The 23,982-nt window shown below is 50.4% G+C and carries 22 protein-coding genes; 15 read left to right on the forward strand and 7 right to left on the reverse strand.

What is annotated here, in order from left to right; genetic code table 11:
* Nucleotides 1-10 precede the first annotated feature (10 nt).
* From NH568_RS08770 to NH568_RS08795, 6 genes are all read right to left on the reverse strand, one after another.
* Nucleotides 11-919 carry a hydroxymethylglutaryl-CoA lyase gene (locus NH568_RS08770; protein WP_253046295.1) on the reverse strand — a complete coding sequence of 303 codons (909 nt, stop codon included), beginning with the start codon at nucleotides 917-919 and terminating at the stop codon, nucleotides 11-13.
* A gap of 1 nt (nucleotide 920) precedes the next feature.
* Nucleotides 921-2,864 (reverse strand): acetyl/propionyl/methylcrotonyl-CoA carboxylase subunit alpha, encoded by a 1,944-nt coding sequence (locus NH568_RS08775; protein ID WP_253046296.1) that lies wholly within the window; start codon nucleotides 2,862-2,864, stop codon nucleotides 921-923.
* A gap of 10 nt (nucleotides 2,865-2,874) precedes the next feature.
* Nucleotides 2,875-3,657, reverse strand: a complete 783-nt coding sequence (locus NH568_RS08780) for an enoyl-CoA hydratase/isomerase family protein (RefSeq protein WP_253046297.1) — start codon at nucleotides 3,655-3,657, stop codon at nucleotides 2,875-2,877.
* A 9-nt stretch (nucleotides 3,658-3,666) separates the two neighbouring features.
* Nucleotides 3,667-5,274 carry a carboxyl transferase domain-containing protein gene (locus NH568_RS08785; RefSeq protein ID WP_046003792.1) on the reverse strand — a complete coding sequence of 536 codons (1,608 nt, stop codon included), beginning with the start codon at nucleotides 5,272-5,274 and terminating at the stop codon, nucleotides 3,667-3,669.
* 9 nt (nucleotides 5,275-5,283) lie between these two features.
* The gene (locus NH568_RS08790) at nucleotides 5,284-6,459 is read right to left on the reverse strand and encodes an isovaleryl-CoA dehydrogenase (RefSeq protein ID WP_054016869.1); all 1,176 of its coding nucleotides are present in this window, start codon (nucleotides 6,457-6,459) and stop codon (nucleotides 5,284-5,286) included.
* Nucleotides 6,460-6,611: 152 nt separating this feature from the next.
* A complete protein-coding gene (locus NH568_RS08795; RefSeq protein WP_054016870.1) occupies nucleotides 6,612-7,004 on the reverse strand; it encodes a MerR family DNA-binding transcriptional regulator in 393 nt (130 codons plus the stop codon).
* 396 nt (nucleotides 7,005-7,400) lie between these two features.
* On the opposite strand from NH568_RS08795, the gene NH568_RS08800 reads away from it, so the two are divergent.
* From NH568_RS08800 to NH568_RS08835, 8 genes are all read left to right on the forward strand, one after another.
* On the forward strand, nucleotides 7,401-8,579 hold the full coding sequence (locus NH568_RS08800; RefSeq protein WP_253046298.1) for an acetyl-CoA C-acyltransferase: 1,179 nt from the start codon (nucleotides 7,401-7,403) through the stop codon (nucleotides 8,577-8,579).
* Nucleotides 8,580-8,648: 69 nt separating this feature from the next.
* The gene (locus tag NH568_RS08805) at nucleotides 8,649-10,139 is read left to right on the forward strand and encodes a CoA-acylating methylmalonate-semialdehyde dehydrogenase (RefSeq protein ID WP_253046299.1); all 1,491 of its coding nucleotides are present in this window, start codon (nucleotides 8,649-8,651) and stop codon (nucleotides 10,137-10,139) included.
* A 131-nt stretch (nucleotides 10,140-10,270) separates the two neighbouring features.
* On the forward strand, nucleotides 10,271-11,428 hold the full coding sequence (locus tag NH568_RS08810; RefSeq protein WP_253046300.1) for an acyl-CoA dehydrogenase family protein: 1,158 nt from the start codon (nucleotides 10,271-10,273) through the stop codon (nucleotides 11,426-11,428).
* A 12-nt stretch (nucleotides 11,429-11,440) separates the two neighbouring features.
* Nucleotides 11,441-12,217, forward strand: coding sequence for an enoyl-CoA hydratase (locus NH568_RS08815; RefSeq protein WP_046003798.1), 777 nt, complete (start codon nucleotides 11,441-11,443; stop codon nucleotides 12,215-12,217).
* The gene (locus NH568_RS08820) at nucleotides 12,217-13,356 is read left to right on the forward strand and encodes an enoyl-CoA hydratase/isomerase family protein (protein ID WP_253046301.1); all 1,140 of its coding nucleotides are present in this window, start codon (nucleotides 12,217-12,219) and stop codon (nucleotides 13,354-13,356) included. The genes NH568_RS08815 and NH568_RS08820 overlap by 1 nt, the downstream gene beginning before the upstream one ends.
* Nucleotides 13,357-13,367: 11 nt before the next feature.
* Complete coding sequence (gene mmsB / locus NH568_RS08825) at nucleotides 13,368-14,258, forward strand: 3-hydroxyisobutyrate dehydrogenase (RefSeq protein ID WP_253046302.1); 891 nt, start codon at nucleotides 13,368-13,370, stop codon at nucleotides 14,256-14,258.
* Nucleotides 14,259-14,279: 21 nt separating this feature from the next.
* Nucleotides 14,280-15,041 carry an SDR family oxidoreductase gene (locus NH568_RS08830; RefSeq protein ID WP_253046303.1) on the forward strand — a complete coding sequence of 254 codons (762 nt, stop codon included), beginning with the start codon at nucleotides 14,280-14,282 and terminating at the stop codon, nucleotides 15,039-15,041.
* A 304-nt stretch (nucleotides 15,042-15,345) separates the two neighbouring features.
* The gene (locus NH568_RS08835; RefSeq protein ID WP_253046304.1) at nucleotides 15,346-15,954 is read left to right on the forward strand and encodes a MarC family protein; all 609 of its coding nucleotides are present in this window, start codon (nucleotides 15,346-15,348) and stop codon (nucleotides 15,952-15,954) included.
* A gap of 83 nt (nucleotides 15,955-16,037) precedes the next feature.
* Here the strand turns inward: NH568_RS08835 and NH568_RS08840 are convergent, their stop codons facing one another.
* A complete protein-coding gene (locus NH568_RS08840; RefSeq protein WP_054016879.1) occupies nucleotides 16,038-16,553 on the reverse strand; it encodes a DUF2062 domain-containing protein in 516 nt (171 codons plus the stop codon).
* Between the two features lie 24 nt (nucleotides 16,554-16,577).
* Between NH568_RS08840 and NH568_RS08845 the strand changes: the two genes are divergently transcribed.
* From NH568_RS08845 to tcdA, 7 genes are all read left to right on the forward strand, one after another.
* A complete protein-coding gene (locus tag NH568_RS08845) occupies nucleotides 16,578-18,788 on the forward strand; it encodes a DNA internalization-related competence protein ComEC/Rec2 (RefSeq protein WP_349288002.1) in 2,211 nt (736 codons plus the stop codon).
* A gap of 63 nt (nucleotides 18,789-18,851) precedes the next feature.
* Entirely contained in the window at nucleotides 18,852-20,594 is a 1,743-nt protein-coding gene (gene msbA, locus NH568_RS08850) for a lipid A export permease/ATP-binding protein MsbA (RefSeq protein ID WP_253046306.1), read from the forward strand.
* The gene (gene lpxK, locus NH568_RS08855; protein ID WP_253046307.1) at nucleotides 20,591-21,574 is read left to right on the forward strand and encodes a tetraacyldisaccharide 4'-kinase; all 984 of its coding nucleotides are present in this window, start codon (nucleotides 20,591-20,593) and stop codon (nucleotides 21,572-21,574) included. Before msbA ends, lpxK begins: the two co-directional genes overlap by 4 nt.
* Nucleotides 21,564-21,761, forward strand: coding sequence for a Trm112 family protein (locus NH568_RS08860; protein WP_010381495.1), 198 nt, complete (start codon nucleotides 21,564-21,566; stop codon nucleotides 21,759-21,761). The genes lpxK and NH568_RS08860 overlap by 11 nt, the downstream gene beginning before the upstream one ends.
* Nucleotides 21,749-22,513 (forward strand): 3-deoxy-manno-octulosonate cytidylyltransferase, encoded by a 765-nt coding sequence (kdsB, locus tag NH568_RS08865; RefSeq protein ID WP_253046308.1) that lies wholly within the window; start codon nucleotides 21,749-21,751, stop codon nucleotides 22,511-22,513. Before NH568_RS08860 ends, kdsB begins: the two co-directional genes overlap by 13 nt.
* Nucleotides 22,500-23,165, forward strand: coding sequence for a TIGR01621 family pseudouridine synthase (locus tag NH568_RS08870; protein WP_253046309.1), 666 nt, complete (start codon nucleotides 22,500-22,502; stop codon nucleotides 23,163-23,165). Before kdsB ends, NH568_RS08870 begins: the two co-directional genes overlap by 14 nt.
* Nucleotide 23,166: 1 nt before the next feature.
* Nucleotides 23,167-23,961: a tRNA cyclic N6-threonylcarbamoyladenosine(37) synthase TcdA gene (gene tcdA, locus NH568_RS08875; RefSeq protein ID WP_253046310.1), complete on the forward strand. Its 795-nt coding sequence runs from the start codon at nucleotides 23,167-23,169 to the stop codon at nucleotides 23,959-23,961.
* Nucleotides 23,962-23,982: the final 21 nt, after the last annotated feature.

Raw genomic sequence — 23,982 nt, forward strand, 5'->3', positions numbered from 1 at the left:
TTTTCAGTTGTTATGACTGACAGCTGTTTTTCAGCGCCAGAGACACCTTGCTTACTGGCGCCTTATCCAGCGCCTCACAAATCTGCCAGCCCGCTTTTGCAAGCCTTTCTAAATCAATTCCACTATCGATGCCAAGTCCTTGCAGCAAGTAAACAACATCCTCAGTGGCAACATTTCCTGACGCGCCCTTAGCATAGGGACAACCACCCAGTCCGGCAACGGCGGAATCTATGGTCGCAATGCCCAGTTCCAGTGCGGTATGTATGTTTGCCAAAGCCTGACCATAGGTATCATGAAAGTGCACGGCAAGGCGCTCGGCTGGGATATGTGACAGTAATAACGTTAGCAGCTGTCTGACCTGGTTGGCTGTGCCCACACCTATGGTATCGCCAAGACTGATCTCGTAGCAGCCCAATGCCAATAATTGTTTACACACCGCCAGAACCTGCTCTGGTTCGACCTCTCCCTGATACGGGCAGCCAACCACACAGCTTACGTAGCCCCTGACTTTGATGTTGTTTTTTTGTGCAAGCTCAACCACCGGGCGGAAGCGTTCAATACTCTCTTCAATGGAGCAGTTGATGTTCTTTTGTGTAAAGGCTTCGCTGGCAGCGGTAAAAATCGCAAACTCGTCGACCTCGTTGGCAAGCGCCAGCTCGGCACCTTTGAGGTTTGGCGTAAGAGCACTGATCTCTACACCATCACGACGCACAAAGCCCTGGATGACGTCACTGGAGTCGGCCATTTGCGGCACCCATTTTGGCGAGACAAATGCCCCGGCCTCAATGTGTTTCAAACCGGCGTCGGCCAGTGCATTGACCAGCGCAATTTTCGCGTCGGTCGATACACTGGACTCATTTTGCAGGCCATCACGTGCACCAACTTCAACTATTTTGACTTGAGCAGGATAGTTCGCCATTTCAGGCCTCCTCAACAATCGCAAGCATTGCGCCGTGGCTGACCAGCTCGCCTTCGTCGAAACAATAGCTGGTGAGCGTGCCATCAAACGGCGCATTCAAAGTGTATTCCATTTTCATTGCCTCGATGACAACCACTGGATCGCCTTTGCTCACCTGAGCACCAACGCTTTGCAGGTGTTTCACGACCGTGCCGTTAAGTGGCGCAGCCAGTGGTGCTTCCTGATGTTCATGCTCGCTGATGTAGTGCTTAGATTTAAGCGCCACATCAAACTGATAAGGGCCAAACATAACTGTGATTTGCTCTTCGGTGATCACCACATCTGCCAGCAAGCGCTTGCCATCCAGGTTGGCGACCAGGCTGTGACCATCCAGACGTACGTCCATCGTATGGTCGAGATCCTGATAAAATACCTGCCACTGATTGCCACTGGCTTCGGCTACCACCAGATGGTCGGCAAATGGCAGTACCTGACGACGCGGCTGGTTGAGCTTAAAGCCCGACAGCTGCCACGGCGAGGTGACTTTCTCTGCCTGCTGATGCGCCAGATAGGCTGCACTGGCCAGACAAACCAATAAGTCATTGGGCGCCTGAGACGCCGTCAGCGTCTCGGTTTGGGTATCAATAAAGTGGGTATCCGGTGCTGTGGTACTGAATGCAGGGTGGCCTGCCAGATGATGTAAGAAGGCAATATTGCTCTTCAGACCTGCCAGATGCACCTCAGCCAGTGCACTGCGTAATTTTAATAGTGCAGTGCGGCGATCTCGACCATGCACAATCAGCTTAGCGATCATTGGATCGTAAAAGGGGCTGATCTCGTCGCCTTGTTGCACACCGGTGTCGATGCGCACACCGTCTTTGGCTTGTGGGAAGCCCAGATGGGACAATACGCCAGAGCAGGGCATAAAGTTTTCCTGCGGATCTTCGGCGTATATGCGCGCCTCAAAGCTGTGACCGCTGAGGCGGATTTCGTCCTGGGTCAGAGGCAGTACTTCATTGTTGGCGACGCGGATCTGCCACTCAACCAAATCCTGATCGGTGACCATTTCCGTTACCGGGTGTTCTACTTGCAAACGCGTGTTCATTTCCATAAAGAAGAACTCGTCACCACAGAGCAAGAACTCGACGGTACCGGCACCGCGGTAGTTGATGGCCTGAGCACATCGCACGGCGGCTTCACCCATTTCACGGCGCAGCTCTGCACTCAGATCCGGGGCAGGGGCTTCTTCTATGACTTTTTGATGGCGGCGCTGCAATGAGCAGTCGCGGTCGCCCAGATACACGCAATTACCATGGCTGTCGGCAAACACTTGCACTTCAACATGGCGGGGCTTATCGACAAAGCGCTCCAGCAGCACCAGGTCATTACCAAAACTGGCTGCGGCCTCACGCTTTGCGCCTTCAAGGGCGCTGATAAATTCGCTGGCTTCGCGCACTACGCGCATGCCTTTACCGCCACCACCGTAAGCGGCTTTAATCAGCACCGGGTAGCCCACTTTCTCGGCTTCCTGAGCCAGAAAATCAGTATCTTGCTGCTTGCCGTAATAGCCGGGCACTAAAGGTACATTGGCCTCGGCCATGATCTCTTTGGCGCGGGTTTTTGAGCCCATGGCTTCAATTGAACTGGCCAGCGGACCAATAAAGGCAATATTGGCCTGTTCACAGGCGTTGGCAAAGGCTTCGTTTTCAGATAAGAATCCGTAACCCGGATGGATACAGTCCGCACCGGCGCGCTTGGCAACGTCCAGAATACGCTCAGCAACCAGGTAGGAGTCTTTACTTGGCGCCGGACCGATGTGATAGGCCTCGTCTGCCTGTTGTACGTGCATGGCATTGGCGTCTGCATCGGAGTAAACCGCCACGGTGCTCAGGCCCAGGCGCTTGGCGCTGCGCATGACACGACAGGCGATTTCGCCACGGTTGGCTATCAGAATTTTCTTTAACATAGTGTACTCCTTACTTGCTGGCCGCGTTTTGCCAGCCGGGGGCACGTTTGTCGAAAAAGGCGCTCAGGCCTTCCTGTCCTTCTTCGCTAACGCGGATCTCAGCGATCCGTTTTGCGGTGTGTGCAATCAGTGTGTCATCAATGGCATGGCTTGCGACCTCGTCTATCAGTGCCTTGGCACTTTTGACCGCCACCGGACCATTGTTCAGCAGGGTTTCAATAAAGTGAGATTCGGCACCGGCTAAGTCTTCGGCGATTTCGTGGATAAGACCTATGCTCAGTGCTTTGTCTGCAGTAAAGATCTCAGCACTGAGGAAATAGCGACGCGCCTGACGCTCGCCAATGGCGCGGATCACATAAGGGCTGATCACGGCAGGGATAAGCCCCAGCTTGACTTCGCTCAGACAAAATTTGGCATCCGGGGTCGCAACGGCGATGTCACAGCAGGCGATGAGACCCAGTGCACCACCAAATGCTGCGCCCTGAACCAGACAAACCGTTGGGTGCGGGCTGTTTGCCAGCACTTTCATCAGCTTGGCCAGCTCCATAGAGTCAGCGAAATTTTCGTCGTAGTTATTACCAGCCATGGATTTCATCCAGGCCAGGTCGGCGCCTGCAGAGAAGTGCTTGCCATTGGTTTTTAATACAAGTGCACGAATATCCAGCTCGTTTGCGTATTCAATGCTTTTGATTAATTCGGCTATGACTTCGGCATTAAATGCATTGTGTTTTTCCGGGCGGCTAAGTTCCAGCACGGCCACCTTACTTTTGGTGATATTTAAGGTTACTGACATAGGGCCTCCTTACATCCGGAAAATGCCGAATTTTGAATCCTGCTCAGGTGCATTGGCAGCCGCTTCAAGCGCCAGACCAAGCACTGTGCGTGTATCGGCAGGATCGATAATGCCATCGTCCCACAAGCGTGCGCTGGCGTAGTAGGGGTGGCCTTGTTTTTCGTATTGCTCAACAATGGGCTTTTTGAACTCAGCCACTTCTTCATCACTCATAGACTGACCTTTACGCGCCAGACCATCCTGACGAACCTGTGTCAGTACGCCGGCAGCCTGCTCGCCACCCATGACCGAGATACGGGCATTTGGCCACATCCACATCATGGTGGGTTCATACGCTCGGCCACACATGCCATAGTTACCGGCACCATAAGAGCCACCGATCAGCACGGTAAATTTAGGCACGTCTGCACAAGACACCGCGGTAACCATTTTAGCGCCGTGCTTAGCAATACCTTCTGCTTCGTATTTTTGACCTACCATAAAGCCGGTGATGTTCTGTAAGAACAGTAGCGGAATATTACGTTGGGCACAGAGCTGAATAAAGTGCGCACCTTTTTGCGCCGACTCAGAGAATAAAATCCCGTTGTTGGCGACTATCCCAACCGGATGGCCATAAATTTCGGCAAAGCCGGTGACCAGGGTTTCACCAAAGTAGCGTTTAAATTCGTCGAACTGTGAGTCGTCCACGATACGGGCGATGACTTCGCGTACGTCAAACGGTTTTTTAAGGTCCGTCCCGACGATACCGTATATCTCACGGATATCGTATCGAGGTGCTTTAAAGTCTTTCAGAACGGGGCGAACAGGACGTTGGTGATTGAGGCGGGAGACACATTGGCGGGCGATAGACAGCGCGTGCTCATCGTTTTCCGCATAATGGTCAGCAACCCCGGATACTTTACAGTGGACATCGGCACCACCGAGATCTTCGGCGCTTACTTCCTCACCAGTTGCCGCTTTTACCAGCGGCGGGCCCGCGAGGAAAATCGTCCCTTGTTCTTTTACTATGATACTTTCATCGGCCATTGCTGGCACGTATGCACCACCGGCGGTACACAGGCCCATCACCACGGCAATTTGCGGGATGCCTTTGGCAGACATACGCGCCTGGTTATAGAAAATACGGCCAAAGTGCAGTTTATCCGGGAATACTTCATCCTGCTCCGGCAGGTTTGCACCGCCCGAGTCAACTAAATAAATGCAGGGCAGGTGACAACGTTCTGCAATTTCTTGCGCGCGCAGGTGCTTTTTCACCGTCAGCGGGAAATAGGTCCCCCCTTTAACAGTCGCGTCGTTCGCTACTATCATGCACTCCACGCCTTTTACCCGGCCAATACCGGCCACGACACCGGCGCAGGGAATATCCTGTTCATACACACCGAAGGCGGCAAACTGAGAGATCTCTAAAAAGGGAGAGCCTTCGTCAAGCAGGTGCTCAATGCGATCACGGACAAATAGCTTGCCGCGACTCTGGTGGCGAGCGATCAGCGCTTCACCGCCGCCCATAGACAAAGTTGCAACCTTATCATTGAGGTCGGCAACCAGAGACGCCATAGCGTCCTGGTTTGCCTTAAACTGCGGATCATGACTATTAACAGTCGAGTTTAGTACTGTCATGCTGCCTCCTTAGCGGCTTTCGGTGAACAGCTCACGACCGATCAGCATACGGCGGATCTCAGAGGTGCCCGCGCCAATTTCATACAGTTTGGCATCACGCAGTAAGCGTCCGGTAGGATATTCATTGATGTAACCGTTACCGCCCAGCAACTGAATTGCATCGAGCGCCATTTTAGTTGCCAGCTCGGCGGCATACAAAATTGCACCGGCGGCATCTTTACGGGTGGTTTCGCCGCGGTCACAGGCTTTTGCCACTGTATATACATAAGAGCGTGCAGCATTCATTTGCGTATACATGTCGGCGATTTTGCCCTGTACAAGCTGGAATTCGCCAATAGACTGGTTGAACTGCTTACGTTCGTGGATATAAGGCACAACCACATCCATACAAGCCTGCATGATCCCAAGTGGGCCACCGGCCAGTACCACACGTTCATAGTCCAGACCACTCATCAGGACCTTAACGCCTTCATTATAGTTACCCAGAATATTCTCTTCCGGCACTTCACAGTTTTCAAAAACCAACTCACAAGTGTTGGAGCCGCGCATGCCCAGTTTGTCCAGCTTTTGTGCGGTAGAGAAGCCCGGGAAGTTTTTCTCAACGATGAATGCCGTGATACCACGTGGACCGGCTTCTAAATCGGTTTTTGCATAGATCACAAAGACGTCGGCATCCGGACCATTAGTGATCCACATTTTATTGCCGTTAAGAATAAACTTATCGCCTTTTTTCTCGGCTTTGAGTTTCATAGATACAACATCTGAACCCGAGTTAGGCTCACTCATCGCCAGTGCGCCAATGTGCTCGCCGGAGACCAGTTTAGGCAGGTACTTTTCTTTTTGTGCCTGGTTGCCATTGCGGTTGATCTGGTTGACACATAAGTTTGAGTGCGCTCCGTAACTCAAGCCGATAGAGGCGCTGGCACGGCTGATCTCTTCCATCGCAATAACATGCTCGAGATAGCCCATGTTTGCGCCACCGAACTCTTCTGGTACTGTGATGCCCAGCAGACCCATGTCACCAAACTTTGGCCACATTTCATTTGGGAAAGCGTTTTCTTCGTCGGTTTTTTCTGCCAGTGGGGCGATTTCGCTGCTGGCAAAGCTGTTGACGTGGTCACGGATCATGTCCGCTGTTTCGCCCAGGCCAAAGTTAAGTTCTTTATAAAGTGATACTGTGCTCATCTGTAGTTATCCTGTGTGAGAGTTATTCTTGATTAAGCACTCGCCGCGACTCGCATTAAGTGCTACATTGCTCAATCACTATTCGTCTAAATTTTTTAAAGTATTTAAGCCTTGTGGTGCCTTGTATTAAGTGCACTATTTTTGCTCAATCACTATTCGTCTAAGTTCTTTAATGTATCCAGACAGCGACGTTCTGCTGTCACCAGCTCCATCAGGACTACTTTAATGTCGTCCATTTGCTGACTCAGATCGGCCTTTTTTTCTTCGATCAGTTGCAGCATAGTATGAAGCTGTTTGGCGCTTGATTTGTCAGCGTCGTAAAGCTCAAACAATCGACCGGTTTCTGCCAGGGTAAAGCCCAATCGCTTGCCACGCAGAATGAGTTTCAGGCGCACTTTATCGCGCTTAGAATAAATGCGGGTCTGGCCATGGCGTTCAGGTGAAAGTAATCCCTGATCTTCATAAAACCGAATACTTCGGGTGGTAATATCAAACTCCTTGGCGAGTTCGCTGATTGAATAAGTTGGTTCTTTGTTGTCTTGCATCGTTTACGCACTTACATCAAAACTGATTTGTCCAATATAAGTGAAGTTTACGTAAAGGTAAAGTATGGCGTTTGTTTCATCCTATAGTCGCATATCGCAACCGCTCATACTGGTCTACTTTAGGTATTCGTTTTGCTTACAGAAGACCCGCTGAGGCACTCCAGATGGTACGTCACAATGCAGTATAGTCGCCTTATCCGAGACTGACTGGCGAGGAGGACGACACATCGTAAGTCACACCAGTGGCAACCTCGATGTGCAACTTTACTTTACACTTTCAGAGATCGCAATTTGCTTGATTTTAGATTTACGTTGGCGTAAACGTAAATATTAGGTATGCTCGACGTAAGAGATTACTAAAAGCAAGCAACTTGCTTGTAAACAGGAGTTTTTTTAATGAGTAACGAAGCTGTTGTCATTGTTGCTGCCAAACGTACCCCTATGGGTGGATTTATGGGCAGTCTTTCTGGTGCCAGTGCAACTGACCTGGGTGCCACCGCAATTAAAGCTGTGATGGCTGATACTGGGCTGTCTGATGCCAGTATAGACGAAGTGATCATGGGCTGTGTACTGCCGGCCGGTTTAGGCCAGGCGCCAGCGCGTCAGGCGATGTTACATGCGGGTCTGGCCCGTTCAACGGGTGCGACCACCATTAATAAAGTATGTGGTTCAGGGCTTAAAGCAGCCATGTTCGCCCACGATTTAATCAAAGCTGGCAGTATTAACACTGCGGTCGCCGGTGGCATGGAAAGCATGACCAATGCACCATACTTCATTCCTAAAGCCCGGGGCGGAATGCGCATGGGCCATGGTGAAATTAAAGACCACATGATGGCTGACGGCCTGGAAGATGCTTACGACAACAAAGCTATGGGGTGTTTCGCTCAGGATACAGCCGATGAGTATGGCATTACCCGCGACAATATGGACGAGTTTGCGCTGAGCTCTCTGAGCAAAGCCAATGCCGCCATCGAAAACGGCAGCTTTAATAATGAAATTGCTGCACACACCATTTCTACCCGTAAAGGTGATGTGCAAGTGGCGATTGATGAACAGCCTGGCAATGCACGCCCGGACAAGATCCCGTCACTGCGCCCGGCGTTTAAAAAAGATGGCACTATCACCGCGGCTAACTCGTCTTCTATCTCTGACGGCGCTGCAGCGCTGGTATTGATGAGCGAATCAGAAGCGAAACGTCACGGTCTAACACCACTGTGTAAGATTGCAGGTCACACCACACACTCTCAGGCTCCTGCTGAGTTCACTGTGGCACCTGTTGGTGCAATGAACAAGTTGCTTGAGCAAACTGGCTGGTCTAAAGACGACGTCGATTTGTGGGAGATCAACGAAGCATTCGCTATGGTCACTATGCTGGCGATCAGCGAGCTTGGCCTGGATCAGAGCAAAGTAAACGTGAATGGTGGTGCGTGTGCACTGGGTCATCCAATCGGTGCCAGCGGCGCGCGTATTCTGGTAACGCTTATTCATGCACTGCGCAATCGCGGTTTATCAAAAGGCATTGCCTCACTGTGTATCGGTGGTGGTGAAGCGGTGGCATTAGCCGTCGAAGTTTAAGTTAAGTATAGCGCCGCAACGACAATAATTAAGCGGCGCTTTTTCGTTTTAATTGGGGGAGGAGTGCACATGCACCAGGTACCATTATACATCAACGGTGAATTTACCCAGTCTCAGTCTGACAAGTGGCTAGATGTCGTCAATCCGGCGAATCAGGAAGTTTTGGCGAAGGTGCCATGCGCGACACAGGATGAAGTACAGGCAGCTATTTCGTCTGCACAAGAAGCATTTAAAACCTGGCGCAATGTCCCGGTGACAGAGCGCGCACGTATCATGATGCGCTATGCGGCACTGTTAAAAGAGCACCAGGAAGAGATTGCGACTATTATCTGCCATGAGCTTGGCAAGACCTTTGAAGATGCCAAAGGCGATGTATGGCGTGGTATTGAAGTGGTTGAGCAGGCGGCCAATGCGCCGGCGCTGATGATGGGCGAAACGGTTGAGAACGTTGCCCGTAATATCGACACTTATTCTTATATTCAACCGCTGGGCGTATGTGCGGGAATTACCCCATTTAACTTCCCGGCGATGATCCCATTGTGGATGTTCCCAATGGCTATTGTGTGTGGTAACACCTTCGTATTAAAGCCGTCAGAACAAGATCCTCTTACACCGATGCGTTTGGTTGAGCTATTCGAAGAAGCAGGCGCTCCAAAAGGCGTGCTACAAGTGGTACACGGCGCGAAAGAGCAGGTAGACCAAATCCTGACAGCCCCTGAAGTACGCGCGATTTCTTTCGTGGGTTCGTGTGGTGTAGGCTCTTATATCTACAGTAAAGGCACGGAGAATCTAAAACGTGTTCAGGCGTGTGTCGGCGCAAAAAACCACATGGTGATCATGCCAGATGCGAGTCGTGAACAGACCATTAATAACCTGGTCGGAGCCTCTGTGGGTGCCGCGGGTCAGCGTTGTATGGGTATCTCGGTTGCGGTGTTTGTTGGCAAGTCTAAAGAGTGGATCGATGATTTAAAAGCCGGTCTTGAAAAAGTACGCCCGGGTGTGTGGAACGACCCTGAAGCGGCCTATGGCCCGCAAACCTCGGCTCAGGCAAAAGCACGTATTCTGTCGCTGATAGAAAGCGGTAAACAACAAGGTGCAACTTGTCTGCTGGATGGCTCAGACTTTACGGTTGAAGGCTACGAAAACGGCAACTGGGTTGGTCCAACGTTGTTTACAGACGTCACACCAGACATGGATATCTACAAGCAGGAAATCTTTGGCCCTGTATTGAACTGTGTATGTGTTGATACCCTGGAAGAGGCCATTGAACTGGTTAATAACAGCCCTTACGGTAACGGTACGTCTCTGTTCACCGCAAGCGGTGCGGCAGCACGTAAATTCCAGAATGAAATCGAAGTAGGCCAGGTGGGCATCAATATTCCGATTCCTGTGCCACTGCCGTTCTTCTCATTCACCGGCTGGAAAAACTCTTTCTATGGCGACCAGCACACCTATGGTAAACAAGGTGTGCGTTTCTACACAGAAACCAAGACCATTACTTCACGCTGGTTTGCCGATGAGGCCGTAACGGGCCCGAATATGAGCATCAACCTGCGATAACGCCAGTCAGTTAACCTATCAGGCCCGGCACTTGCCCGGGCCGCAAGTAGTAATCCCTGAAACTCAGGTACATAAGAATAACGCCGGGCAGAATCATCACTTCGCCCGCTATGACAACAAGTGAGGTCTTTATGGACTTTAATCTCAACGAAGATCAACAGGCTTTTGCCGAAACCGCCTATCAGTTTGCCATGAGCGAACTGGCGCCCCATGCCGCTGAATGGGATCAGAAACATATTTTTCCCAAAGACGTGATTAAAAAAGCCGGCGAACTGGGCTTTTGTGGCCTATATACGCCGGAAGAAGCGGGCGGCCTGGGTCTGTCGCGTCTTGATTCAAGCATTATCTTTGAACAATTGTCGATGGGCTGTACGGCCACAACGGCGATGCTGACCATACACAATATGGCCACCTGGATGATTGCCAGCTTTGCCACCCAGGCGGTAAAAGATCAGTACATGGATCAATTGGTGATGGGTGAGCTGCTGGCTTCATACTGTCTGACCGAACCAGGCTCTGGCTCTGATGCGGCATCACTGAAAACCAAAGCGATACTGGAAGGTGGTGAGTATGTTCTGAACGGCTCGAAAATGTTTATCTCTGGTGCCGGTGAAACCGATGTGCTGGTAGTGATGGCACGTACTGGTGAAGACGGCCCGAAAGGTATTTCTGCCTTTGTTGTTCCGGCAGATGCCGAGGGCGTTATCTATGGTAAAGCCGAAGAAAAAATGGGCTGGAATGCCCAGCCAACCCGCCTGGTGACATTCGAAAATGTTCGTATTCCGGCGGCTAACCTAATGGGCAAAGAAGGCGAAGGCTTTAAATTTGCCATGCAGGGTCTGGATGGCGGACGTATTAATATAGCAACCTGTTCAATCGGTACTGCACAACAGGCACTGAACACAGCCAAAGAATACATGCAGGAGCGCCAGCAGTTTGGTAAGCCTCTGGCGGCATTCCAGGCACTTCAGTTTAAGATTGCCGATATGAATACTGAACTGGTTGCAGCGCGTCAGATGGTCCGTCTGGCTGCGTTCAAACTGGACAGCAACGACAGTGAAAAAACCACTTACTGTGCCATGGCTAAACGCTTTGCGACCGACGTTGGTACTAAGGTTTGTGATGATGCATTACAGATCCACGGTGGTTATGGCTACATCAAAGAATACCCACTTGAGCGCCACCTGCGTGATGTACGCGTTCACCAAATCCTGGAAGGCACCAATGAGATCATGCGGGTGATCATTGCACGCCGAATTCTAGCCGAAGGCGCTGCAAGCGTACTGTAGAGGAGCATCATTATGTCAGCACAATTGAAACTCGAAAAACAAGGCCATATCGCGATAGTGACTATGTCCAACCCACCGGCAAACACCTGGACTCGCGATACACTGGTCGGTCTGAAGGAGCTGGTAAACGAGCTTAATGCCGATAAAAATATTTACTCTTTGGTGATCACCGGTGAAGGCGAAAAGTTCTTCTCAGCGGGCGCCGATCTGAATGTGTTTGCCGACGGCGACAAAGGCGTTGCGGCGGATATGTCTCGCGTATTTGGTGAAGCGTTCGAAACCCTGAGTGATTTCCGCGGTGTGTCTATTGCAGCCATTAATGGCTTTGCGATGGGCGGTGGTCTGGAAGTCGCCCTGGCCTGTGATATTCGTATTGCAGAAGCGCAGGCTCAAATGGCACTGCCAGAGGCCAAAGTGGGCTTGCTGCCTTGTGCCGGTGGTACACAAAACCTGTCATGGCTGGTCGGTGAAGGCTGGGCGAAGCGCATGATCTTATGTGGTGAGCGCCTCAAAGCAGATAAAGCTCAGCAGATTGGGCTAGTTGAAGAAGTGGTTGAGCAGGGCAAAGCGCTTGAAGCCGCACTTGAGCTGGCTAAAAAAGTTGAAGATCAAAGCCCGGTGGCTGTGACCGCCTGTAAAGCCCTGATCCAAAAAGGTCGCACAGGTACTATCAACAGTGCACTGCCGCTTGAGCGTGAACTGTTCGTGACTTTGTTCGACACGCAAGACCAAAAAGAGGGTGTCAATGCCTTCTTGGAAAAACGTAAAGCAAACTGGGTGAATGGCTAATGGTTGAATTACAGTTACTGAACCAGGCAGATGCCCCAGTGGTATTTGAGTTGGCGCACTGTAATAACGGCATGAAGGTGGCGGTTGCCACCCTCAATGCGCCAAAAGCACTTAACGCTCTGAACCTGGAAATGATCCGCTTATTGGATCCACAGCTTAAGGCCTGGGCTGAAGACGAGCAGATAGCTATGGTGCTGCTCAAAGGCGCAGGTGAAAAAGCCTTTTGTGCCGGTGGTGATGTGGTTAGCCTGTACAATGCAATGGCTGCGGAAGATGGCAATAATCATCTGGAAGTTTTCTTTTCCGAGGAATATCGCCTCGATTACCACATCCACAATTATGATAAACCTATCCTGCTTTGGGGCAATGGCATCATCATGGGTGGTGGTCTGGGCCTGATGGCCGGCGCCAGTCATCGGGTGGTGACTGAATCATCACGTATTGCGATGCCGGAAATCACCATTGGTTTATATCCGGATGTTGGTGGCAGCTACTTCCTGAACAAGATGCCGGAGGGCGTCGGTTTGTTCCTTGGCCTGACTGGTGCCTCCATCAATGCCACCGATGCCAAGTTTGTTGGCCTGGCCGACCACTATATGGATGGCGAACGTCTGGATATGCTGCTGCATAATCTCAGTGAAGTAAACTGGGGTAAAACCAATGTACTCAATCATGAGAAGCTGACTCAATTACTCATCTCGCTTGATGAGGCATCGCACATTCCGCCGCGCAGTGAAATCAAGCCGCTGGCTGAGTCTTTTGCTCAACTCGCTGAATTTGACACCCTGGAAGCACAGGTTGAGCATATTCTGGCGCTCGACAGCACAGAGAACAAATGGCTGAGCAAGGCGCAAAAAGCTCTCAAACATGGCTCTCCTTTGAGCGCAGTATTAATTCAGGCGCAACTAAAGCGTGCAGATGGCCTGTCACTGAAGGAGTGCTTCTTGCGTGAATTGGCGATGTCGGTTCACTGCGGTGAAGTGGGTGAGTTCCGAGAAGGTGTACGTGCACTGCTGATTGACAAAGACGGACAGCCTCAGTGGCAATTTAAGACCATTACAGACGTAGACAGCGCTGTGATTGAGCGCTTTTTTGCGCCACGCTGGGAAGAGAGTGAACATCCTCTGGCTGATCTATAAGGAATAAACACATGGCAAAGATTGGATTTATAGGTTTAGGAAACATGGGTGGCCCGATGGCGGCCAATTTAGTAAAAGCTGGTCATCAGGTGACGGTATTTGATCTAAGCGCAGAGGCAGTGAATCACCTTATTTCACTGGGTGGTCATGCCGCAGACAAAATGTCTGACGTGTGTTCAGGTGCCGATTTTGTTGTCAGCATGCTGCCAGCCAGCAAGCACGTTCGTATGATTTATACTGGCGAAGATGGGTTAATCAACTATCTTGAAAAGTCGACGCTGGTGATTGACTGCTCGACAATCGATGCCGAATCAGCGCAGTTTGTTGGTAATGCACTGGCTGACGCGGGTATTGCGTTTGTAGATGCGCCCGTTTCAGGCGGCGTTGCCGGGGCTGCGGCAGGTACTTTAACCTTTATCGTGGGTGGCAGTGACGCAGATTTTAACAAAGCACAGACTGTCCTGAACGATATGGGTAAGAATATTTTCCATGCCGGGGCGGTGGGTGCAGGCCAGGTCGCTAAGATCTGTAATAATATGCTGCTATCAATACTCATGGCAGGCACCAGTGAAGCACTGCAAATGGGCGTTGACCACGGCCTTGATCCAAAAGTATTGAGTGAAATCATGCTCAACAGCTCGGGTCGCAACTGGACATTGGAATTATACAACCCATGTCCGGACGTACTAGAGAATGTGCCTTCGTCAAATGGGTATAAACCTGGTTTTATGGTTGACTTGATGGCCAAAGACTTAGGGTTGGCGATGCAGGCGGCACAGCAAACAAACTCGGCTACGCCGATGGGGGCACTGGCAAAAAATCTCTACAACCTGATGCAGAATCAGGGCAGTGGCAGTGAAGATTTTAGTGCTATTTTTAAACTCTATTCACAAAAGCAGTAACAGAAGCAGGGTTGAAATATCATGGATATAAAGAACAAAACGGTGGTGATCACCGGTGGTGCGCAGGGCCTCGGCTTTGCGATGGCAACGGAAATGGCCAAAATGGGTGCCAAACTGGCATTGGTAGATATGCAGGAAGAGCAGCTGCAAAGCGCAGCCGCTGAGCTTAGAACACTGGATGTTGAAGTAAAAACTTATGTTGCGAATGTGAGCCTGGAGAGCGATGTTGAACAGGTATTCAGCGACATAGTGGCAGACTTGGGTAACATTGCGGTATTGGTCAACAATGCGGGTATTTTACGCGATGGTTTGCTGTTAAAAGCCAAAGACGGTGAAGTGACGGATAAAATGTCACTACAGCAGTTCCAGTCGGTACTGGACGTTAACCTGACCGGGGTATTCCTGTGTGGTCGTGAAGCGGCAACTAAGATGGTAGAAGGCCAGGAAGGGGGCGTTATCATCAATATGTCGAGCGTGGCACGTGCGGGCAATATGGGTCAGACCAATTACTCGGCAGCTAAAGCTGGCGTCGTTGCTATGACTACATCCTGGGCGAAAGAGCTCGGCCGCTACGGTATTCGTGTTGGCGCAATTGCGCCAGGTGTCATCCGTACACAAATGACTGACGCAATGAAGCCTGAAGCCAAAGAACGCCTGCTGAAGATGAAACCCGTTGGACGTTTGGGTGAAGCTGGCGAGATTGCCCACACGGCAAAATATATTATCGAGAATGATTTCTTCACCGGTCGTGTTGTAGAAATTGACGGCGGGATCAGACTCTGATAAATTAATACTTAAGTATCGGTTTGTTTTTGCTTTTGACCTAAAACCAATACAAAAGAATTCGCATACTTATGTTCCTTTATCTTCGCAAGAAGAAAGTGTGTTGAATCAAGCGGCAGGCCACGCATACCTGCCGCTTTTTAGTTTCTGGCGCACAAGTGTTTGGCGTATTGGCTTATCTACTTCTTTTCTGAGCATGCCTTTTGCTCTTTGAATATTATTGAAAAATTACATATTCTTTTAACTAATCCATTGCTAAAGTAGCGAATTTCTCACTTTTTATCCTTACGAACAAGGGACGACTTTGATTGATTTTGTAGCCACTTTTATCTTCTTTTTTGCGGTTATCGACCCCATAGGCACGATCCCCGTATTTATTGCGGTCACGCGTGGTTATGATGCTGCAGCGAAACGCAAGATCGCCGTGATTGCAAGTCTGGTAGCCGCAGCGTTGTTGGTGTTTTTTGCTGTTGCGGGTGAGATTCTACTGACTGCGATGGGGATCCCGCTGGCTGCGTTTCAGATTGCCGGAGGCATTGTGCTGTTCTTATTTGCATTGTCCATGATCTTTGGTGAGAGTAAACCAGAAGAAGAGGTCCGGTTAATTAAAGACCACCGTGAAACCGCGATATTCCCGCTGGCAGTCCCGTCGATCGCAAGCCCAGGGGCTATGCTTGCGTGTGTGCTGTTAACCGAAAATGCGCGGTTTAATATTTTTGAGCAAATGCAGACTGTGGCTATGATGCTCGCGGTAATTTTACTGACCTTGTTATTGATGCTGATAGCAAGTAGCGTTCATAAGGTTATTGGTAATGCGGGGGCCAGTGTTATCAGCCGTGTAATGGGGTTGATATTGGCATCCGTGGCGGTGACCAATGCATTAGCGGGTTTTGTGAGTTACTTCGATAAGTAAAGATTAGCTGGAAAAGCAGCCTGACGGCTCGGGAAAGGTGGAAAAGCAGCCCAAGGGCTGCTAAACCAATATAGAGTGGTGTGTCAGCTCGATTGCTGATTACGTTCTGCCCAAGCTTTGTTAACAGAGCGACGCCATAAGAAGTCAATAACGAAAAAGCCCAAAATCGCAGCCATGCAGGCGCAGATCAGCGAGCCGAGCATAAAAGCGGGGCCTATCGTCGACAGGCTCTCTACCAGCCAACTCCAGCTGGCTTCAAAATGAAACGGTTGCTCCTCCTGACCCAGTGCAAACGCACCCACCTGATATGATGCATAAAAAATTGGAGGCATAGTAAGGGGGTTTGTGATCCACACCAGTGCAATAGAAAGTGGCAGATTTACTCTGAAAGGAATAGCCAGGGCGGCTGCAAGAACCATTTGAAAAGGAACAGGGATGAACGCAAAGAACAGGCCTACGGAAAAGGCCCCACGCGCCGAGCGGCGATTTAAATGCCAAAGATTTGCATCATGTAACAAACTACCGAATATTTTCAGCGATTTTTGCTGTTTGATCTTATTGTGATCGGGTAGAAACCGTTGGATCGTCTTCTTTGGCATGTTAAGCAACCATTTACATCGATATTGATCTGCTGCGGCCTGATCAGCGGGTGCCTGATCTCAGTATTTTATCTGGGTCAGTGGCAGTGGTTTGTCTGCTCAGGCGTGCTCCTTTTTCTCTGCGGGTATTTTAAGACTTTTTCGAGTGTTTTGGCAGGTTTTATTTTAGGTATTTTTGTGACGGTTTGTCACTATTGGCTGGTTTATGCGCCACCGCTTGCTGAAAAAGGCTTAGAGCAGAACATTGAGGTGGTGGGTACTGTGAGCAAAATCATTGGTACAGGCGCGAACCCTTATGTCACGCTAGAGCTGGCAAGCATAGGCCAGTATAAGGTGCCCCGGTATCGCCGTGTACGCGCAAATGTGTCACTAAGTGGCGCGTTGCCCAATGACTTACATGGCGCAACACTGGCAGGCATGGCGACACTTAAACTGTTTCGCAGTCGAAAAAACTTCTCGGTATTTGACGCTGAGCTTTATGCCTTTCGCAATCAGGTACTCTACAAAGGCCGCCTGTCAGTGGAGGATGCAAGTTACGAACATAGCGAACGCTTGCACACGACCTATCGCACTTGGGTGTCACAGGCGCTGGATGGATTGCATTTTAGCTGGTTTTACTATGTGATACTGACGGGAGATAAAAGCGCGGTACCGCAAGCCGATAAAGCTTACTTTCAATCGCTGGGTCTCAGTCATTTGCTGGCCATTTCCGGCCTGCATGTGGCCATTGTATTTGCGCTGAGCTTTGGTCTGTGCAAACTTGCCCTGACTTTAATGTGGTCGCGTTTGGCTCAGCATCATAATTATCAGCTGGGCTACTTTACCTTTGCGCTGCTCTTAAGCGGGGTGTATGTCTGGCTCAGTGGTATGCAGGTGTCAGCGCAGCGCGCCTGGTTAATGGCCTTGCTTGGCGCATGTTGCTTTTTGTTTGCCCGGCGCCTGAGTCCTGCACGAACCTTAATCTATGCCCTGGCGGTGATCTTATTAGCTAATCCCTTTGCTGTGCTCAATCTGGGGCTGTATTTTTCTTTCTTTGCAGTGGCCACTATTTTTATGGTGTTTCGTAACGTAGTGCGTGAATCACAGCGCCTGTCCCGAGTTAAGCTGCTGTTATATTTACAATGTGGCTTATTTGCGGCTCTGTTGCCGCTTACCCTTTATTCCTTCCATGGCTTTAGCATGAGCAGCATACCGATCAACCTGGTGGTGATTCCATTGTTGTCGGTAGTGATTTTTCCGCTGCTGTTGACACATCTGCTCAGCGTAATGACCACGGGCTGGGCCGTTTTGGCTCTACCAGATGCCATGCTTAACTCGGCCTATCAGTGGCTAAACGCTTTTCCTTACCACTGGTGGCATACTGGCGCGATGGCACCAGAGCTGGTGATACTGAGCTACTTAGCGTTACTACTGTGTATGAGTACCTTAACCCGGCCATTTGCCTGGGTTCCGGTGTCTGCCGCCCTGATGGTAAACTTCTCCGAACGGCCACCCGACTGGCAGGTAGACGTTTTTGATGTTGGGCATGGCACAGCTGTACTGGTCACTGCTCAGGGCAATGGTGCGCTTATTGACCTTGGCGCCAGTTATTTTTCGCGTTATTCGCTGTTTGAAAATGTGATTAAGCCTTATTTGCAGGCGCATCGTATTACCCTTGTGCATACCGTGATCAGCCATGACGACAGTGATCATAACGGCGGGCTCGCTGACTTATACCGTTACGATGGTGGCCGCTCCCTGGAACAGTTTCACCAGGGAGATGGCAAGGCGCTGTGCACACTCAAAACGGTGCAAATGGGCAAACTGAGTATCGAGTCTCTGTGGCCAGTTGAGCCAATGAGCAGCGACAATAACAATTCCTGCGTGGTGAGGATAAGTGATGGCACGACCGAGCTGTTACTACCCGGAGACATAGAGCAGGTTGCAGAAAAGGCACTGTTGGCATTGCAAAGGGAAAAGCTGCCATCGGAGATACTGATTGCTCCCCACCACGGCAGCAATACATCATCAAGTATGGCGTTTGTCTCTGCCGTTGCACCTAAATGGGTGGTGTTCTCGCGAGGATACCACTCTCCATGGCGCTTGCCACACGAAGAGGTGGTGGCGCGTTATCAATCGACGGGCAGCCAGATGCTGGATACCGCCACTGCGGGTCAGATTCGATTCAAAATTACCGGGACAGAAGTTCAACTGGAAACCGCCCGCGACAGGAAAAGTTTTTGGTTCTTAAGATAATGCATTCAGTTTTGCCATCAGTACAGCTACAATACGCGGGTTATGACGTACCAGAGAGACACTATGCAACAATCCGCCAAGCAGATCTACAAGCGGCTTCTGAGTTACACCTTCGAATTTAAAGTGCCGGCCTTGTTTGCCATCATTGGCATGCTCGGTTACGCCGCTATGGATGCGCTGTTCGTTCAGCTAATGCAGCCGTTTATTGACGATGGCCTGACAGAGCGCAATGCCGAAGTGTTAAAAATGGCACCCATCGTGGTGGTGTTGCTGGTTATTGGGCGCGGTATTTTCAACTACATGGCATCGTATTGTCTGAGTTATGTGGGCTCTCAGGTGGTAAGAAAGCTGCGTCAGTCTTTGTTTGAACACATGTTGTTCTTACCTGTAAGCTTTCACGATCAGCACTCCAATGGCGAAATGATCTCAAAAATCACCTTTGATACTGAGCAAGTGCAACAGGCCGTGACCCGTGCTTTGCAGGTAATGATCCGCGAAGGCGCTTTTGTACTGTTTTTGCTGGTGGTAATGTTCAACGCCAGCTGGCAATTGTCTTTGATATTTTTAGTTGTGATTCCTATCGTCGGCGTGATAGTGAACCTGGTCTCTAAGCGCTTTCGAAAAATTTCAAAGAATATTCAGGATGCCATGGGTGAAGTAACCCGTAGCTCAGAGCAGATGCTGGCCGGGCATAAAGTGATCCATGGTTTCGGTGGTCAGGAGAAAGAGATAACTCACTTTGCCGATGTGAATAACCGCAATCGCCAGCAACGTGTAAAGATGGATGCAACGCGTGCACTGAGTGTGTCTGTGATCCAAATTATTGCAGCCAGCGCCATGGCATTCATCCTGGCTATCATCGCGATGCCAGAAATGATAGATACCATCTCATCGGGCACCTTTGTGTCGCTGACTACCTCTATGATGATGATGCTCAGACCGCTTAAGCAGCTGGCGAATGTGAACAGTGATCTGCAGCGCGGTATTGCTGCAGCGACCAGTATTTTTGAAATTCTGGACAAAGAGCAGGAAAAGAATACCGGCGAACTTGAGGCAGATAGCGTAAAAGGCGAGATCGCGGTCTCAGGCGTGACATTCCGTTACCCGGGCAAAGATGAAGCCGTCATTAAATCCTTATCATTACAAATTCCGGCTGGTCAAAGTATCGCGCTGGTGGGCCGCAGTGGGTCGGGTAAATCGACTTTATCGAACCTGCTGCCGCGTTTTTACGACTGGGATGAAGGAGAGATCACCCTGGATGGGGTGAAACTTCAGGACTACACACTATCCTCGCTGCGTAAGCAGTTTGCACTGGTGTCACAACAGGTCGTGCTGTTTAACGACACCATTGCCAACAATATTATGTATGGACTGGAGCGCGCTTATTCTCAGGAAGAGCTGGAGCAGGTAGCAAAGCAGGCCCATGTCTGGGAGTTTGTTAAAGACTTGCCTGAGGGTTTGAATACTATGGTGGGTGAAAACGGTGTCATGTTGTCCGGCGGGCAGCGTCAGCGCATTGCCATCGCCCGCGCGATTGTTAAAAACGCACCCATTTTGATTCTCGATGAAGCAACTTCGGCACTGGATACCGAGTCGGAACGGTTGATCCAGCAAGCGCTCGACAACCTGATGAAAGATAAAACCTCCATTGTGATAGCACACCGCCTGTCTACCATTGAGCAGTCAGACTGTATCTATGTGCTCGACCAGGGTCGTATTGTTGAGCAGGGTAAACACCAGGCACTGCTTGAGCAAAAGGGCATTTATGCCGCGTTATGCCAGATGCAATACGGTGAGCAGGCATGAATCGCTTAGAGCGCAGCTGGTATCAGCCATTAGGGCTGTTAAATATCTTACTGCTGCCTTTGTCAGGCTTATTTTGGCTATTGAGCTCTTTGCGAAGGGGGCTATTTAAGCTGGGCCTCAAGCGAGTCTATAAAGCGCCCGTACCGGTGATCATCGTTGGTAACATTGGCATAGGTGGCAACGGTAAAACGCCGTTCGTGTTGTGGCTGGTGCCATACCTTGAGTCTTTGGGCCTGAAAGTAGCCGTGATCAGCCGGGGCTATGGTGCAAAGCCTCCTGGTCTGCCATACCGAGTGACGGACAACAGCAGCGCCGCAGAAGCGGGAGATGAGCCGTTATTGATATACAAGCGGCTGGGTTGTCCTGTGATGATAGGTGGCGACCGTCAGGCCAGCATTGAAATGCTGATGCGTGAAGACAAACCGGATATTATCGTCAGTGACGATGGCCTGCAGCACTATCAGCTGGCCCGGGATATCGAGATTTGTATTGTTGATGCACAACGCCGTTTTGGCAACGGTCTGCTGCTACCGGCCGGTCCTTTACGTGAAACATCAGGGCGTCTCAAGCACACAGATCTGGTTGTCTATAATGGAGAATCAGACGGGGTTGGTTATGAGCTGGCTCGCAGTGGCTATTTCAGCGTGAAAGACAATCAGGCGGTTGCGCAAACCGCCGGGCAGGGCGTTGCCGTAAGCGCCATTGGTAACCCGCAGCGATTTGAACAGTCCTTGCGCTCAGATGGCATTGAACTGACCGCTACACTGCATTTTGCCGATCACCATGCCTACAGCGCAGCCGACTTTGCCACGTGCGAAGATCAGGCTGTCTTTATGACCGAAAAAGACGCCGTAAAATGCCAGTCATTCGGCAAAGAAAATTGGTATTATTTAAAAGTAGAAGCCCAGCCCAGTGCTGCGCTTATACAACAACTGAATTCGTTATTAAAACAAAAAGGGATAGTCAACCATGGCCTTTGACACTAAATTACTCGAGATTATTGCTTGTCCGGTTTGCAAAGGAAAACTGAGATTTGACAAAGACAATCAGGAGCTGATCAGCACGGCTGCGAAACTGGCTTACCCTGTCAGAAACGACATTCCAGTACTACTGGAAAACGAAGCGCGCGAATTATCCCTTGAAGAGGTCGAAAAGTGGAATTCATAGTCGTTATTCCGGCGCGTTACGCTTCAACCCGTCTGCCAGGCAAACCCCTTGCTGACATTTGTGGTAAACCCATGATCCAGCATGTGTTCGAGCAGGCGCAAAAGTCTGGCGCCAAAGCCGTTTACATCGCGACCGACAACACTCAGGTGTTTGAGCGCGCTAAAGCCTTTACAGAGAACGTACTGATGACCCGAGAAGATCATCAGTCGGGGACTGAGCGCCTTGCAGAGGTGGTTGATCAGCTGGGGCTGGCCGACGATACCTTAGTGGTTAATGTGCAGGGCGATGAGCCCTTACTGGCGCCGGAAAACATCACTCAGGTGGCGACCTTGCTGCATGAAGCTCAGGAAGCGCCGATGGCTACGCTGAGCGTTGATGTGACGGATGTGCAGGAAGTACTGAATCCCAATGCCGTTAAAGTGGTTCAGGACGCCCATCACAATGCGCTGTACTTTTCCCGCGCTTCCATCCCGTTTCAGCGTGACAGCATGATGGAGCTCGATGAGAGTAAAATTCCACTGGCACATTTTCAACGTCATGTGGGTATCTATGCCTATCGCGCCGGGTTTATTAAAACCTATCTGGCCCTACCGGTTTCTCCGCTGGAAGGGCAGGAATCGCTTGAGCAATTGCGTGTGCTATACCACGGTTATCGTATTAAAATTGCCAAGGCGTGTCGTCCGGTTTATGCCGGGGTTGATACACCGGAAGACTTAAAACGCGTCGTAGAGTACCTCAATGGCGCCCTTTGAGGTGATCGCCAGCCACCCGGACTTTGTGGTGGCACATAAACCCGCCGGGGTGAGTTTTCACAGTGAGCACGAAAGCGGCTTTGTTGCGTTATTGGCTGAGCAGTTGGGTGAGCAGCTTTACCCGGTTCACCGACTCGATAAGGTAACGTCCGGCTTGCTGGTACTGGCGCGCTCAAGTCAAGCCGCAGCCAGGCTAACTGAGTTGTTTACCAGTCGCGCTGTAGATAAGTTTTATCTGGCACTCATCGATAGCAAACCCAAAAAGAAGCAAGGCTGGGTTAAAGGCGACATGGCTAAATCCCGGCGCGGCACTTATAAGCTGTTAACCAGTCAAGACAACCCGGCTGTTACGCGCTTTTACAGTGCCAGCATAGCACCGGGTCTCAGAGCCTGTTTACTCAAGCCATACAGCGGCAAAACACACCAGTTGCGGGTTGCGCTAAAAAGCTTGTCAGCGCCTATCCTCGGCGATGTCAGCTATGGTGGCAGTGAAGCCGACAGAGTTTATCTGCACGCATATTGTTTGAGCTTTGAATGGGACAACGAAAGAATGACATTTTACGCTTTGCCTCAGGGCGGAGCACGGTTTGCTGAGCTGGCAGACACAGAAGTAATGCAAAGCTGGGCAAAGCCCAGAGAGTTAGAGTGGTAATATGACGCAAGATACATCTTTAAGATTTGGTGGCATCGGCCGCTTGTATGGAGATACAGAGTTAACCTGGCTTGGCGAAGCCAGTTTCTGTGTTATCGGCATTGGCGGCGTGGGTAGCTGGGTGGCAGAGGCTCTGGCGCGTACTGGCATAGGTAAAATTACCCTGATCGATCTGGATGATATTTGCGTCACCAATGTCAATCGCCAGCTGCATGCAAAAACAGAGACCATAGGCCAGCCTAAGGTTGAAGCCATGCAGGCGCGTTGTCAGTCAATCAATCCGGATTGTCTGGTTGAGGTGATAGATGACTTTATCACCCTGGATAATATCAAAGAGCATATTCAGGGTTTTGATTATGTTATCGACTGTATTGATGCAGTCAAAGAAAAAGCGGCGTTGATAGCCCACTGTAAGCGGCAAAAAATTCCGGTGATCACCACAGGCGGCGCGGGTGGTCAGACAGATCCAAGTCTGATCTGTTATGGGGATGTGGCCAAAACCACCCATGACCCTTTGCTTGCAAAAGTCCGATACCTGCTGCGTAAGCAGTATAACTTTACCACCAATCCGAAGCGTAAGTTTGCTGTTGATTGTGTGTATTCCACCGAGCAACTGGTTTATCCAACAGGTGACGGTAGTGTCTGTAAAGCCAAACAAATGGCCGATGGCAGCAAGAACATGGACTGTGCGACCGGATTTGGTTCTGCAACTATGGTGACGGGCAGCTTTGGCTTTTTTGCTGCGGCAAAGGCTATTCGTAAGTACCTGGATAAGCGCGCGCGCGAAACGGGCTAATTCACTGTGAGTATTTCAGGT

It is taken from the genome of Pseudoalteromonas sp. XMcav2-N (assembly GCF_024124545.1).
Lineage (GTDB): Bacteria > Pseudomonadota > Gammaproteobacteria > Enterobacterales > Alteromonadaceae > Pseudoalteromonas.